13 protein-coding genes are annotated in these 13,960 nt (G+C 67.8%); 2 read left to right on the forward strand and 11 right to left on the reverse strand.

The window, feature by feature from the left end; all coding sequences use genetic code 11:
- Positions 1-123: 123 nt before the first annotated feature.
- Entirely contained in the window at positions 124-1,011 is an 888-nt protein-coding gene (locus tag MLP_RS13690) for a helix-turn-helix transcriptional regulator (RefSeq protein WP_013863713.1), read from the forward strand.
- Positions 1,012-1,042: 31 nt separating this feature from the next.
- Here MLP_RS13690 and MLP_RS13695 read toward each other — a convergent pair whose 3' ends face one another.
- Positions 1,043-1,747, reverse strand: a complete 705-nt coding sequence (locus tag MLP_RS13695) for an MBL fold metallo-hydrolase (RefSeq protein ID WP_013863714.1) — start codon at positions 1,745-1,747, stop codon at positions 1,043-1,045.
- 87 nt (positions 1,748-1,834) lie between these two features.
- Between MLP_RS13695 and MLP_RS13700 the strand changes: the two genes are divergently transcribed.
- Positions 1,835-3,106 (forward strand): DUF349 domain-containing protein, encoded by a 1,272-nt coding sequence (locus MLP_RS13700; RefSeq protein WP_013863715.1) that lies wholly within the window; start codon positions 1,835-1,837, stop codon positions 3,104-3,106.
- A gap of 3 nt (positions 3,107-3,109) precedes the next feature.
- On the opposite strand, the gene MLP_RS13705 is transcribed toward MLP_RS13700, so the two are convergent.
- The 10 genes from MLP_RS13705 to MLP_RS13750 form a co-directional block, all read right to left on the reverse strand.
- A complete protein-coding gene (locus tag MLP_RS13705; RefSeq protein ID WP_041790060.1) occupies positions 3,110-5,335 on the reverse strand; it encodes a RelA/SpoT family protein in 2,226 nt (741 codons plus the stop codon).
- Positions 5,336-5,580: 245 nt separating this feature from the next.
- Positions 5,581-6,696: a potassium channel family protein gene (locus MLP_RS13710; RefSeq protein WP_049804755.1), complete on the reverse strand. Its 1,116-nt coding sequence runs from the start codon at positions 6,694-6,696 to the stop codon at positions 5,581-5,583.
- A 16-nt stretch (positions 6,697-6,712) separates the two neighbouring features.
- Entirely contained in the window at positions 6,713-7,261 is a 549-nt protein-coding gene (locus MLP_RS13715; RefSeq protein ID WP_013863718.1) for an adenine phosphoribosyltransferase, read from the reverse strand.
- A 17-nt stretch (positions 7,262-7,278) separates the two neighbouring features.
- Entirely contained in the window at positions 7,279-8,532 is a 1,254-nt protein-coding gene (gene secF / locus MLP_RS13720; protein ID WP_013863719.1) for a protein translocase subunit SecF, read from the reverse strand.
- Complete coding sequence (secD, locus tag MLP_RS13725; RefSeq protein ID WP_197536618.1) at positions 8,533-10,164, reverse strand: protein translocase subunit SecD; 1,632 nt, start codon at positions 10,162-10,164, stop codon at positions 8,533-8,535.
- A gap of 42 nt (positions 10,165-10,206) precedes the next feature.
- Positions 10,207-10,590 (reverse strand): preprotein translocase subunit YajC, encoded by a 384-nt coding sequence (gene yajC, locus MLP_RS26450; RefSeq protein WP_083843820.1) that lies wholly within the window; start codon positions 10,588-10,590, stop codon positions 10,207-10,209.
- A gap of 254 nt (positions 10,591-10,844) precedes the next feature.
- Positions 10,845-11,873, reverse strand: coding sequence for a Holliday junction branch migration DNA helicase RuvB (gene ruvB, locus MLP_RS13735; protein ID WP_197536619.1), 1,029 nt, complete (start codon positions 11,871-11,873; stop codon positions 10,845-10,847).
- A 29-nt stretch (positions 11,874-11,902) separates the two neighbouring features.
- Entirely contained in the window at positions 11,903-12,520 is a 618-nt protein-coding gene (gene ruvA, locus MLP_RS13740) for a Holliday junction branch migration protein RuvA (RefSeq protein ID WP_013863723.1), read from the reverse strand.
- Positions 12,517-13,086: a crossover junction endodeoxyribonuclease RuvC gene (gene ruvC / locus MLP_RS13745; protein WP_013863724.1), complete on the reverse strand. Its 570-nt coding sequence runs from the start codon at positions 13,084-13,086 to the stop codon at positions 12,517-12,519. The genes ruvA and ruvC overlap by 4 nt, the downstream gene beginning before the upstream one ends.
- Positions 13,087-13,176: 90 nt before the next feature.
- Complete coding sequence (locus tag MLP_RS13750) at positions 13,177-13,941, reverse strand: YebC/PmpR family DNA-binding transcriptional regulator (protein WP_013863725.1); 765 nt, start codon at positions 13,939-13,941, stop codon at positions 13,177-13,179.
- Between the last annotated feature and the right edge of the window lie 19 nt (positions 13,942-13,960).

Consider the following 13,960-nt stretch of genomic DNA (forward strand, 5'->3'; position numbering starts at 1 on the left):
CACAATCAACACCCGCCGTCGGAGTTTGTCAATACATACGGCCAATGTCTCGGGAAGATCGCGACAGAGCCTGGTACTGGCAGGCCCTTCCTCCGCCTCGACCGCTACCCGTACCGTCGGTTCATGAGCAATCGCAGCGAGGTGCGCGAGTTCCTCGCCGCCCGGCGCGCCCGGATCACCCCAGCGCAGGCCGGGTTGCCTTCCTGGGGTGGCACTCGGCGGGTGCCTGGCTTGCGCCGGGAGGAGGTGGCGCTGTTAGCCGGAGTGAGCGTCGACTACTACACCCGACTGGAGCGCGGCGACCTCGCCGGCGTATCCGAGGCCGTGTTGGACGCCATCGCCGGAGCGCTGCAGCTCGACGAGGCCGAGCGCACGCACCTGCACAATCTGGCGCGGACCGCCCAGACCGGCCCGCGCCGAGCCAGCCGAGCCGGCCGAAACGCGGCCACCCGCCCCGAGGTCCGTCCGGAGATCCGCCGCGTTCTGGAGGCGCTGACCGAGGCGCCCGCCTATCTGCGCAACGGACGCCGGGATCTCCTGGCCGCCAACCAGCTCGGCCAGGCGCTCTATGCCGACCTGTTCCTCGACCCGAGCAGACCACCCAACCTGGGCCGTTACGTCTTCTGCGACGCGCGATCACGCACCTTCTTCCCGAACTGGCCGACCGTCGCTCGAGACATGGTCGCAGCGCTGCGGATCGAAGCCGGCAAGAACCCGTACGACCGCGAGGTGAGCGATCTCGTCGGTGAGCTGAGCACGCGCAGCGACGAGTTCGCCACGCTGTGGGCGGCGCAGCAGGTTCGCTTCCACCGAAGTGGACGCAAGTCATTCCAGCACCCGATCGTGGGCGAGCTGGACCTGAGCTTCGAGGCGTTGGAGCTGCCCGCCGATCCAGGCCTGTCGCTGGTCGTCTACACCGCCGACCCTGGAAGCTCCGCGGAGGATGGGCTGCTCTTGCTGATGTCCTGGGCGGCGACACAAGAAGCAGCCCGGCCGCGAACTGGCACCTGACGAGAGTCTCGTGCCCGGAGATTCCGGGTCGCTAGCCAAGCCGGGCGCGCAAGTACGGGTTGGTGGCTCGCTCATGAGCCATCGTGGTCTGCGGACCGTGGCCGGGCAGCACGGCCGCACTGTCCGGGAGCGGCAGCACCTTGTCCTTCAGTGACCGGAGCATCGCGACTTGGTCGCCACCCGGCAGATCGGTGCGTCCGATCGAGCCTGCGAAGAGCACATCACCGCTGAAGACGACCTGGTCGATCTCGGTGTCGGCACCGAGCGAGGTCAAGGGATAGTCGGAGCGATACATCACCGAGCCGGCGGTGTGACCCGGCGCATGAATCGCGTCGAGAGTGACTCCGGCGATCTCCAGCACCGATCCATCGACGAGTTCTCGTACGTCGTCCGGCTCGGCGAAGGTTGACGTCCCGCCCGTGAGCTGGGCGAGCAGGTGATGAGTCTCGGCGCCCATCGCGCGCAGCGGGTCGGTCAGCAGAGCGCGGTCATCGGGGTGGATCCAACAGGTCGCGTCATAGCTCCCGCACACCGGCGCGACGGCGAACATGTGGTCGAGATGGCCATGGGTGAGCACCACTGCGACCGGTTTGAGCCGATGCTCGGCGACCAGCTCGCGTACGCCGTCCGCCGCACCGACCCCCGGATCGAGGATCAGACACTCCGCCCCTGGCTGGGTCGCGACCACGTAACAGTTGGTCTGCCAAGGGCCTGCCGGAAAGGACGCGATGAACACACGGCTGAGACTAACGACCGCCGATCGAACGCCGGAAGAAGTGGCTTCGCGATACAGATGTGACCAAGCTCATGTCTATCGGGCAGGATGGACCTCATGAGTGACGAAGGCGCCCCCGCCACTCCCGCACCAGGGCCCGCCTCCTTTGGCCGAGTCGACCCCGACGGGACGGTGTACGTCTGCACCCAAGCCGGCGAACGTGCCGTCGGCCAGGTGCCCGATGTGCCTCCCGACGAAGCTCTGGCATTCTTCACTCGCCGCTACGAGGCGTTGGACTTGGAGGTCTCCCTGCTGGAGACCCGGGTCGCCTCCGGTGCGCTGTCCCCCGACGACGCGATGTCATCGATCAAGACGGTCCGGGGCAGCGTCGCCGACGCTCATGCCGTCGGCGACCTGGATGGCCTCTCCGCTCGCCTCGACGCCCTGGTGCCGAGAGTCGCCGAGCAGCGTGCCGCACGCAAGGCCGAGCGGGCGAAGGCGACGGCCCAGGCCAAAGAGGCCAAGGAGCGTTTCGTCGCCGAGGCCGAGAAGCTGGCTCTCAGCAACGACTGGCGCGGCGGGGTCAACCGGTTCCGAGACCTGCTGGAGGATTGGAAAGCGCTCCCCCGGCTCGATCGAGCGACAGATGACGAACTGTGGCACCGATTCTCCAGCGCCCGCACCACCTACACTCGCCAGCGCAAGGCGCAGTTCGCCCGGGAGGCTGAACAGCGCGACGTCGCCCGCCGGGCCAAGGAGAAGCTGGTCGCCGAGGCCGAGGCGCTGCAGAACTCCACCGACTGGGCCCAGACCACGACGGCGTACCGAGATCTGATGTCCCGCTGGCGGGCTGCCGGCTCGGCACCCAAGGGTGTCGACGACGAGCTGTGGAAGCGATTCCGCGGCGCCCAGGATGTGTTCTTCGCCGCCAAGCAGGCCGTGCAGTCGGAGCAGGACACTGAGTTTCGGGCCAATGGCGCCGCCAAGCAGGAACTGCTCAGCGAGGCCGAGGCGCTGGTGCCGGTCCGCGACCTGGCCGCAGCCAAGGCGGCCTACCGGGACATCCTCGACCGCTGGTCGGCGATCGGCAAGGTGCCACGCGAGATGATCCGGCCGCTCGACAGCCGGCTGCGCGCCGTCGAGACCGCGATCCGGCACGCCGAGGACGACCAATGGCGACGGACCAACCCCGAGGCACGCGCCCGGGCCGAGGACACCGCCGCCAAGCTCGAGGCCCAGATCGCCCAGCTCGAGGAGAAGGCCGCCAAGGCGGAAGCTCGAGGCGATGCCAAGGCCGCCCGCGACGCCCATTCGTCAGCGGACACCTACCGTCAGTGGCTGGAGCAGGCCCTCAAGGCAGCCGACGACTTCAGCGGCTGAGCCTCACTGCCGGATGCGGTAGACGTCGAAGACACCCGGCACCTGGCGAACGCCGCGGAGCACGTGGTCCAGGTGGGTCGGGTCGGCGGTCTCGAAGGTGAAGCGGGCCTTGCAGATCTTGTCCTTGGTGGTGTTCAGCGCCGCGGACAAGATGTTGACGTGCTGATCCGACAGCGCGCGGGTGATGTCGGAGAGCAGCCGGTTGCGGTCCAGCGCCTCGACCTGGATCGCGACCAAGAAGGAGCTCTGCGCGGTCGGCGGCGCCCAGCCGACGCCGATGATCCGCTCGGCGTGCTCAGTGCGCAGATGATCGGCATTGACACAATCGCTGCGGTGCACCGACACGCCTGCGCCCCGGGTGATGAAGCCGATGATGTCGTCGCCGGGCACCGGCGTACAGCACTTGGCCAGCTTGACCAGCAGATCGGTGTCGCCGTCGATCTCGATCCCGGAGTCCGAGGCCGACCGTTTGCGCCGCCGCCGGCCGGTGACGACCTGGTCTTCGTTGATCTCGTCGGCAGTGGCGTCCTGGCCGCCCTCGGCCTCGATCAGCCGGTTGATCACCGCCTGCGAGCCGACGGTGCCCTCGCCGACCGCGGCGTAGAGCCCCGGCACGTCGCGGAGCTTGAAGTAGTCCGCGACCGCGGTCAGGTGCTCCACGGTGAGCAGCCGCTGCAGCGGCAGCCCGGCCTTCCGCAACTGCTTGGCGATCGCTTCCTTGCCGTTCTCGATCGACTCCTCACGGCGCGTGCGGGTGAAGTAGTGCCGGATCTTGTTCCGCGCGCGTGGGCTCTTGGCGAACTCCAGCCAGTCTCGCTTCGGTCCGGCATCGGGGCTCTTGGTGGTGAGGATCTCGACGACATCGCCGTTGGAGAGCTGCGACTCCAACGCGACCAGCCGACCGTTCACCCGGGCGCCGATGGTCCGGTGTCCCACTTCCGTGTGGATCGCGTACGCGAAGTCGACCGGGGTCGCGCCCTGCGGCAGCGCGTGGATATCGCCGTTGGGCGTGAAGGTATAGACCTGGGAAGAGTTGATCTCGAACCGCAGCGAGTCGAGGAACTCGCCCGGATCGGTGGTCTCTCGCTGCCAGTCGAGCAGCAGGCGCACCCAGGTCAGGTCGTCGCTGCTGCCGGTGGCGGTCTCGGCCAAGGCCTTGCCGCCTTCCTTGTACTTCCAGTGCGCCGCCACGCCGAACTCGGCGCGCTTGTGCATCTCCTCGGTGCGGATCTGCAACTCCACCGGCTTGCCCTGCGGGCCCAGTACGGTCGTGTGCAACGACTGGTACATGTTGAACTTGGGCATGGCGATGTAGTCCTTGAACCGGCCCGGCAGCGGGTTCCAGCGGACGTGCATCACCCCCAGCGCCGCATAGCAGTCCCTGGTGCTGTCGACCAGGATCCGCAGACCCACCAGGTCGAAGATGTCGGCGAAGTCGCGGCGCCGGACCACCATCTTCTGATAGATCGAGTAGTAGTGCTTCGGCCGCCCGGTGACGGTCGCCCGGATCTTGGCCGCTCGCAGGTCGGCGTTGACCTGCTCGATCACCTGGGAGAGGAACTCGTCCCGGCGCGGTGCGGCCTCAGCCACCATCCGGACGATCTCGTCGTACACCTTGGGCTGCATGGTCGCGAAGGACAGGTCCTCCAACTCCCACTTGATCGCGTTCATGCCCAGCCGGTGAGCCAACGGGGCGAAGATCTCCAGGGTCTCCGAGGCGATCCGATATTGCTTGTCCGGCCTCAGGTAGTGCAAGGTGCGCATATTGTGCAGCCGGTCGGCCAGCTTGATCACCAACACCCGGATGTCGCGCGACATCGCGATGATCATCTTGCGGATGGTCTCGGACTTGGCCGACTCGCCGTACTTGACCTTGTCGAGCTTGGTGCAGCCGTCGACCAGCAGAGCGACCTTGTCGCCGAAGTCGTGGGTCAGGGCCTCCAGCGTGTACGCGGTGTCCTCGACAGTGTCGTGCAGCAATGCGGCGCACAGTGTCGTCTCGGTCATCCCGAGCTCGGCCAGGATCGTGGTCACCGCCAGCGGATGGGTGATGAAGGCATCACCGCTCTTGCGGGTCTGGCCACGGTGATAACGCTCGGCGGTCCGGTACGCCCGCTCGATCAGCGCCAGGTCAGCCTTCGGATGGTTGGCCCTGATCACCTTGAACAGCGGATCGAGCACCGGTGCCTGCGCCTTGCCGGCCCCGAACCGGGCGATGCGCTGCCGCATCCGCACCCGGGGCTGCTCCGATTCCGGGACGACTCGAACCACCGGAGTGGGCGGCGGAGCGGCGCTCGCCGGCGACCCCGGTGACAGAGTCTCCGCCGGCTCAGGGCGCACCCCAGCGCGCCCCGTCGTCCCGCTCGACGGTCGCGTCACGGTCCCAGGCTCAATCGTCACCCCTGCGCACCCTTCAGCCGAAGTGCAGCAAGTCTAGGACAGCGCCTCGCAGTCGGGTTACCGGTCGGTCCTGATCACCAGTTGCTGCGACCCGAACGGCGCCGGCTCGGGGGCTGCGGCTCCGAGCCGGCGACCTCGGCGACGGCATGCCGGACCACCACGACCTGGTCGCCGGTCTCCAGCTTGGCCACGGTCGGGTCGTAGAACCGGCGCAGCGTCTTGTTGCGCACGACAGCGATGACTGCCTCGCCTTTGACGTCGTCCGGCGCCCGGCCGACCTCATCGGGGCGCACCTGGCGCTCCCCGACCTCCAGGCCCTCCTTGCTGGACAGCAGGTCCTCGATCACCGTGCCCAGGTTCGGGCTGACCGCAGAGAGACCCAGCAGACGTCCCACGGCCTCGGAGGAGGTCACCACGGCGTTGGCGCCGGACTGGCGCACCAACGAGGCGTTGTCGTCCTCGCGGACCGCGACCACCACATGCGCGCTCGGATTGAGCTGGCGTACGGTCAAAGTCACCAGGATCGCGGAGTCGTCGCGGTCCAACGTGATGATCACCTCGCGCGCCTTGATGATCTCGGCGCGACGCAACACGTCGCGGCGGGTGGCGTCGCCCTCGATGGCGGCGAAACCACGCAGGTTGGCGTCGACGACGGCGCTCGGCTTGGGATCGATGACCACGATCTGCGCCGGGTTGGCGCCGTTGCTCTGCAGCGTGTCGACGGCGCTGCGGCCCTTGGTGCCGTAGCCGACGACGACCACGTGGTTGCGCATGTGATTCCTCCAGTAGCTGTCGCGCAGGATCCGGCGGCCCTCGTTGGCCAGCACCTCCAAGGTGGTGCCGACCAACAGGACCAGGAACAGGATGCGCATCGGGGTGACCAGCACCGCGTTCAGGATCCGGGCCTGCGGCGTGACCGGGGTGATGTCGCCGTATCCGGTGGTGGTGATCGTGACGGTCGCGTAGTAGATCGCGTCCACGAAGGACACCGCGCCGTCATGGGTGTCGGTGTAGGAGCCGCGGTCGAAATAGACCAACGCCACGATGAAGACCAACAGACTCAGCGCCAGCACACCTCGGCGAGCCAGTTCGCGAGCCGGCGTCGAGGAGCGCGACGGCAGGCTCACCAGGGTCTGGTGAGTCCATGATGGGTGAGCCCGACTCCGGGACCGCCCGAAGCCACGCAACATGCTCATGCCCGGGTCATCATGACGCGCCGAAGGTGAGGACCGACGTCACCGGGCCGAAGCCCAGCCGGGTCAGCCGCTCCCGCCCACCGAGCTCGCTCAACTCGAGCAGCAAGGTGATGCCGACCAACTGCCCGCCGAGCCGGCCCACCAGCTCGGCCGCGGCAGCAGCGGTGCCGCCGGTGGCCAGGACGTCATCGACGATCAACACCCGGGCGCTGGGACCGAAAGCGTCGGCGTGCACGGCCAGGGTCGTGCTGCCGTACTCCAGGTCATAGGTGACCGACTCCACCGGCCGCGGCAGCTTGTCCGGCTTGCGCGCGGGCACGAATCCGGCCCCCAGCGCCAACGCGATCGCCGGGCCGAAAATGAAGCCACGAGCCTCCAGGCCGACCACGATGTCGACATCCCGCGGGCCGGCCGCCACCATCTGCTCGACGGCCGCGGCCAGACCGCCGGGGTGTGCGATCAGTGGGGTGATATCGCGGAATCTGACCCCTGGTGTGGGGTAGTCCGCCACCTCGGCGATCAGCCCGGCCAGGTCGGTGCCAGGCGACGTGTCGCTCATCGGGTCCGCCCTCTCGGCTACTTCTTCCGTTGACTGCGAGGCTTGTGTTGTGGCTGAGGCCGCCCTGACGCGCCCTCGCTGGTCGGTCGGGGAGGCCGGCTGACAGCTGGCGGTGGACTCGTCGAGATGGTGATCCGGGGCTTCTCCAGACTAGGCTCAGCGACGTCCTCCTCGGCCGAGTCGGCCGGCGGGTCGTACGACGGCAGATCTTCCGCGTCTTCCGCATCGGCAACCGCGACCGGCGCTGCCGAGTTGGCCCTCGCGCCGGCGCCTGCCTTCGCCTCGGTCTTGGCGCGCCGGGCCAGCACCCGCTTGGTCAGCTTCTGCATCTCCGGCTCGCGCTCCTTGAACTGCGCCAGCAGCGGGGTGGCGATGAAGATCGAGGAGTACGCACCGGAGATCATGCCGACGAACAACGCCAGGGCCAGGTCCTTCAACGGACCCTCGCCCAGGATGAAGGCGCCGGCGAACAACAGCGCCGCGACCGGGAGCACACCGATGATGGTGGTGTTGATCGAGCGGACCAGCACCTGGTTGACCGCCAGGTTGGCTGCCTCGGAGTAGGTCTGGCGTGCCGACGAGGTCAGATCGCGGACGTTCTCCCGCACCTTGTCGAACACCACCACGGTGTCGTAGAGGGAGTAGCCGAGGATGGTCAGCACCCCGATCACGGTGGCCGGGGTGACGGTAAACCCCACCAGCGCGTAAATGCCGATGGTGAGCACCAGGTCGTGCAGCAGCGCGACCAGGGCCGCGATCGACATCTTCCAGTTCCGGAAGTACGCCCAGATCACCAAGGTGACGAGCAGCAGGAACACGCCGAGGGCGATCAGCGCTCGATCGGTGATCTGACCACCCCACGATGCGCCGATCAGGCTGTAGGCGACCTCGTCGGTCGACACACCTGCTTCCTCGGCGATCGCGGCGCGCACCTTCGGCACCTCGGCAACCGGGTCGAGAGTACGGGTCTGGATCCGGACCTGGTTGCTGCCGATCGTGGTGACCGACGCCTCGGTCAGATCCGGCACTCCGGAGTTGGTCACGGCGTCGGTGAACTGGCTCACCGTCTGGTCGGTGACGGTGGCCTGCGCCTGGAAGTCGGCACCGCCCTCGAACTCGATGCCCCACTGCATGCCGCGGACACCGATGGAGGCGATCGAGACGATCATCAGGATCGCCGAGATCACGTACCACCGACGACGCTTGGCGACGAAGTTGTAGGAGACCTCGCCGGTGTAGAGCTTGTGGCCGAACTGGCTGAGCTTCGACATCTACGCCTCCTTCCCCGCGGTCGCCGGGACGCCGGTCTTGGCCGCCGCTCGCCGGCTGCGCATCCCCGGCAGGACGCTGACCCCGAGATGATCGGGTGACAGGCCCGACAGCCGGTGTCCCTGACCGAAGAACTCGGTCCGACCCAGCAGCGACATCAGCGGCTTGGTGAAGAAGAACACCACCGCAACGTCGATGATCGTGGTGAGCCCCAGGGTGAAGGCGAAGCCCTTGATCGAGCCGATGGCCAGGATGAACAAGATGATGGCGGACAGCATCGAGACCGCATCGGCGATCAAGATGGTCTGCCGGGCGCGTACCCAGCCGGTCTCGATGGCGGTACGCAGACTTCGGCCATCGCGGACCTCGTCTCGGATCCGTTCGAAGTAGATGACGAACGAGTCCGCCGTGACCCCGATCGCCACGATGGCGCCCGCGATGCCGGGCAGGTTCAGCGCGAAGCCGACCGAGCCGCCGAGCAGCACCACCGCCGCGTACGTGATCGCCGCCGCGACCACGAGCGAGGACACCACGACGATGCCGAGACCGCGGTAGTAGAGGAAGCAGAATCCGACCACGAGGATCAGCCCGACGATGCCGGCGATGATGCCGGCGTGCAGCTGTTCTCCGCCCAAGGTGGCCGAGACGTTGGAGACCTCCGAGACCTCGAACGACAGCGGCAGCGCACCGTACTTCAAGATGTTCGCCAGCTCGGTCGCCGACTGCTGGTTGAAGCTGCCGGAGATCTCGGCCCGACCACCGGGGATCGACGAGCTCACCGAAGGCGCCGAGATGACTTCGGAGTCCAGCACGATGGCGAACTGGTTCTCCGGCGGCTGCCGGGTCGCCAGGGTCCCGGTCACAGCCGCGAAGGTGGCGCCACCCTCGCTGTTGAACTCGAGGTTGACCACCCACTGCACCTGGTTCTGCGGCACTCCGGCCGACGCGGTGGTGAGCTTGGTGCCCTCGATCAGGGTCGGACCGAGCAAATACTTCTCGGTCTGCTCCCGATTGCAGGCGATCAGCGGCTGATCGGAGACGTCAGGATAGGCATCGGCCTGATCGCAGGTGAAGGCGGCGAAGTCGCTCTGGTCGGCCTCCGAGGGTTGCCACTCGATGGCTTTGTCCGGCGGCGTGCCCTTTCCTGGCTCGCTCGGCCGGGGTGTGCTCGGTGCCGGGGGCGCGGTCGGCAGCTGAGGGGCCGGGCGCCGGTCACCGGAGGGGCTGGCGCTCGGCTCCTGGCTGGGCTCCCCGCTCGGGTTGGCCGAGGGTTCCTGGGTAGCCGGTGGCGTGACAGCCTCGGCGCCGTACACAGCCCGGAAGCGAAGCACAGCGGTCTGACCCACCAGGCGGACCAGTTCGTCCTGCTGCACGTTCGGCACCGCGACCACGATCTGCCGGTCGCCGGACGTGGTGACCTCGGTCTCGCCGACGCCGAGGCTGTCGACGCGGGACTGGATGATGGTCCGGGCCAGTTGCAGGCTGTTGGGATCGACTTTGCCGGTGCCGTCGGTGTTCTGAGCAGTCAGGGTGATCGTGGTGCCACCCTGCAGGTCCAGACCCAGCTTCGGTGTCCAGTTGTTCGTGACTGCCATCAGCCCGTAGAGGGCCGCGACGATCACGCCGAAAATGATGAGAGTGCGACCGGGGTGGCCGCCGCGGTTCGCCACCAGGCGTCAGTCCTTCTTGGGATCGTTCCCGAACGGGTCGATGGGCTCATTCGGCTCCGAGGGCTCGCCGTACGGGTCCTCGTGTGCTTCCTCGACGGACTCGATCGGCTCACTGAACTCATCACCCGGCTGGATGATGCGAGCGATCGCCTGCTTGAGTACGGTGAGCTCGACGCCGGGGGCGGTCGAGATGACCGCCTGCTTCTCGGCTACCGAGACGACGGTGCCGAAGATCCCGCTGCCGAGCAGCACCTGGGTGCCCGGCTGGATCTCGGTCATCGTCTTCTGCTGCGCCTGCTGCCGCTTCTTCTGCGGCCGCAGCAGCAAGAAGTAGAAGGCGACCACCATCAAGGCGATCATCAGGATCGTGCTCAGGGGTGAACTTCCCATGACTCCAACAATCGGGTTCTCAGCAACGGCGACGCGGACGCGCCGACGGGTCGACACATCCGCCGACCGCCGTACTCTACCTAATCGGACGCAAGATCTTGCTTTTGACGATTCGCCGCGCCGCGCGGAGCCTGGGTCGCCGCCCGACGGGAGCGCGTACGCCGAGAAGGAGCGGCCTGCATCGAAAAGGAGCAGTTACACCTCATCCGGGCCGATTTGCCTGTAACTGCGCCTTTTCGATGAAACCGGCCACCTCAGAACAGGCTTGGGCCGTCGACCGCGGTGCCGGCGTCGGGTGGTCGCAGTCCCAGGTGCTCCCACGCGGCGCGGGTGGCGACCCGTCCGCGGGGCGTACGCATCATGAAACCTTCGCGCACCAGGAAGGGCTCGGCCACCTCTTCCACGGTCTCGGTCTCTTCGCCCACCGAGATCGCCAGCGTCGACAGACCGACCGGTCCGCCGCCGAATCGGCGGCACAGCGCCTCCAGCACGCCTCGGTCGAGTCGGTCGAGTCCGATGGCGTCCACCTCGAACAGCTCCAGCGCTTGCCGGGCCAGGTCGCGGGTGATCCTGCCGTCCGCGCGGACCTGGGCGAAGTCACGGACTCGGCGCAGCAGTCGGTTCGCGATTCGGGGCGTGCCACGTGATCGCCGGGCAATCTCCGCCGCGCCGTCGTCGGACAGCTCCGCCCCGAGCACGCCGGCCGAACGGCGCACGATGTGCTCCAGCGCGGCGGCGTCGTAGAACTCCAGCTGCGCGGTGAAGCCGAATCGATCTCGCAGCGGTCCCGGCAGCAGGCCGGCCCGGGTGGTGGCACCGACCAGGGTGAAACGTGGGATCTCGATCGGGATGGCGGTGGCCCCGGGGCCCTTGCCGACGACCACGTCGACTCGGAAGTCCTCCATCGCCAGATAGAGCATCTCCTCGGCCGGCCGGGACATCCGGTGGATCTCGTCGAGGAAGAACACCTCGCCCTCGCTCAGCCCCGACAGGATCGCGGCCAGATCCCCGGCGTGTTGGATGGCCGGGCCGCTGGAGATTCGGATCGGAGCCGACATCTCGGCGGCGATGATCATCGCCAGGGTGGTCTTGCCCAGCCCGGGCGGGCCGGACAGCAGGACGTGATCCGGCACAGCACCACGTTGGCGGGCCGCAGTCAACAGCAGGCCGAGCTGCTCGCTCACCCGTGGCTGGCCACGAAACGCCGCCAACTCGTGCGGTCGCAGTGCGCTCTCGGCCGCTCGTTCGTCGGCCTGAGCGTCGGGCCGAACCAGGGCCTCCAACTCCTCGGTGGTGAGCCGTCCGGGGTCGCTCACCGGCGCGCCAATGCCTGCAGGGCCGCGCGCATCAGCTGCGGCACGCCGACCCCGGACTCACCGGCCAGCGGCTCCACCTCGTCGCAGGCGGCCTCCGCGTCCCGGGTCGACCAGCCGAGTCCCTGCAGACCCTGGCTGACCTGATCACGCCAACCAGCCGCGGCCGGTGCAGGACCATCGGCCGTCGGCACGGTCGGCTCACTGACCAGCCCCAAAGCGTTGATCTTGTCCTTCAGCTCGATCACCAGCCGCTGCGCACCCTTGCGCCCGATGCCTGGCACCTTGCACAGTTGCACCAGGTTCTCGGTCGCGATCGCCGAGCGCAGCTCATCGGGGCTGAGCACGGCCAGTGCCGCCTGGGCCAGTTTCGGTCCGACCCCGGTGGCGGTCTGCAAGAGCTCGAACAGCTCCCGCTCGTCGACCGTGGCGAACCCGTACAGGGTCAGGGAGTCTTCGCGGACCACCAGCGACGTGGCGATCGTGGCCGTCTCCCCTAACCGCAGTCCGGCGGTCGTGTTCGGGCTGCACAGCGTCAGCACGCCGAGACCGCCCACCTCGATCACCACTGCCGTGGGACCGAGCTGGATCACGGTGCCTCTCAACTGGGCGATCATCGGCTGCGTACCTCAGGTCGGGGCGGGCTGGCGGGAAGACTAGGACGTTGATTGCGACGCGCCCGATCGACGGCCTCCTGCAGCCGATTCTGCGCGCCGCCCCGCCAGACATGACAGATCGCCAGCGCCAGCGCGTCGGCAGCGTCGGCAGGCTTGGGGGTGCTCTCCAGCCGCAGGATCCGGGTCACCATGCCGCCCACCTGGTCTTTGTCGGCTCGACCGGAGCCGGTGATCGCGGCCTTCACCTCGCTCGGGGTGTGCAACGCCACCGGACAGCCCCGGCGGGCGGCTGCCAGCATCGCCACCCCGGCAGCCTGGGCGGTGCCCATCACCGTCTGCACATTGTGCTGGGCGAAGACCCGCTCGACCGCGACCGCATCGGGCCGGTGCTCGGCGATCCAGGCATCGATCTCCGTCTCGATCCGCAGCAGTCGACGTGACAGGTCCAGATCGGCCGGCGTCCGGATCACACCGACGGCGACAAGGCTGGGCGGCCGGCCGGGCTGCCCGTCGACCACCCCGAGACCGCACCGGGTCAGACCGGGATCGATGCCGAGCACCCGCATGCAGAGACCTCTCGAATCGAAGCGAACAGACGTTCGTACGTTACGCGAACCGCCCGCTCGAGCCTCCGACCGACACGCCAGAATCCCGGGTCAGCCGAGAGAGGCCATGACCTCGTCGGAGGCGTCGAAGTTGCTGTAGACGTTCTGCACGTCGTCGGAGTCCTCGAGCGCATCGATGATCTTGAACAACTTCTCGACGGTCGGGGCGTCGACCTCCTGGGTGAAGTCCGGCACGAACGACACCTCGGCGGACTCGTAGTCCAGACCAGCGGCCTGCACCGCTTCTCTGACACGGACCGTGTCGGCCGGATCGGAGATGACCTCGAAGTTGTCCCCGAGATCGTTGACCTCTTCCGGGTCGGCGTCCAGGGTCGCCTCCAGGAGGTCGTCCTCGCTGATCGTCTTGCCACCTTCTTGGACCTTCGGCACCACGACCACGCCCTTGCGGCTGAACATCCGCTGGGTGGAGCCCACATCGGCCATGGTGCCGCCGTTGCGCGTCACCGCGACCCGGACATCGGAGGCAGACCGGTTGCGGTTGTCGGTCAGGCACTCGATCAGCAGCGCGATGCCCGCCGGGCCGTACGCCTCGTAGAACAGCGTCTGATAGTCCGCACCGCCGCCCTCGGCACCCGAGCCGCGCTTGACCGCCCGGTCGATGTTGTCGTTGGGGACAGAGCTCTTCTTCGCCTTCTGGATGGCGTCATAGAGGGTGGGGTTGCCGGCCGGGTCTCCCCCGCCGAGCCGCGCCGCCACCTCTACGTTCTTGATCAGCTTGGCGAAGAGCTTGCCGCGGCGAGCGTCGATCACCGCCTTCTTGTGCTTGGTGGTCGCCCACTTGGAATGTCCCGACATGGTGAATAACCCTAGTCCT

Origin of the sequence: Microlunatus phosphovorus NM-1 (genome assembly GCF_000270245.1) — a bacterium.
Taxonomy (GTDB): domain Bacteria; phylum Actinomycetota; class Actinomycetes; order Propionibacteriales; family Propionibacteriaceae; genus Microlunatus; species Microlunatus phosphovorus.

Excerpts from the sequence above, each read along its gene's own strand:
- MLP_RS13690 (WP_013863713.1), top strand. The coding sequence starts at position 124 with ATGAGCAATCGCAGCGAGGTGCGCGAGTTCCTCGCCGCCCGGCGCGCC.
- MLP_RS13700 (WP_013863715.1), top strand. The coding sequence starts at position 1,835 with ATGGACCTCATGAGTGACGAAGGCGCCCCCGCCACTCCCGCACCAGGG.
- MLP_RS13705 (WP_041790060.1), bottom strand. The coding sequence starts at position 5,335 with ATGCGGCAGCGCATCGCCCGGTTCGGGGCCGGCAAGGCGCAGGCACCG.
- MLP_RS13710 (WP_049804755.1), bottom strand. The coding sequence starts at position 6,696 with ATGTTGCGTGGCTTCGGGCGGTCCCGGAGTCGGGCTCACCCATCATGG.
- MLP_RS13715 (WP_013863718.1), bottom strand. The coding sequence starts at position 7,261 with ATGAGCGACACGTCGCCTGGCACCGACCTGGCCGGGCTGATCGCCGAG.
- secF (WP_013863719.1), bottom strand. The coding sequence starts at position 8,532 with ATGTCGAAGCTCAGCCAGTTCGGCCACAAGCTCTACACCGGCGAGGTC.
- yajC (WP_083843820.1), bottom strand. The coding sequence starts at position 10,590 with ATGGGAAGTTCACCCCTGAGCACGATCCTGATGATCGCCTTGATGGTG.
- ruvA (WP_013863723.1), bottom strand. The coding sequence starts at position 12,520 with ATGATCGCCCAGTTGAGAGGCACCGTGATCCAGCTCGGTCCCACGGCA.
- ruvC (WP_013863724.1), bottom strand. The coding sequence starts at position 13,086 with ATGCGGGTGCTCGGCATCGATCCCGGTCTGACCCGGTGCGGTCTCGGG.
- MLP_RS13750 (WP_013863725.1), bottom strand. The coding sequence starts at position 13,941 with ATGTCGGGACATTCCAAGTGGGCGACCACCAAGCACAAGAAGGCGGTG.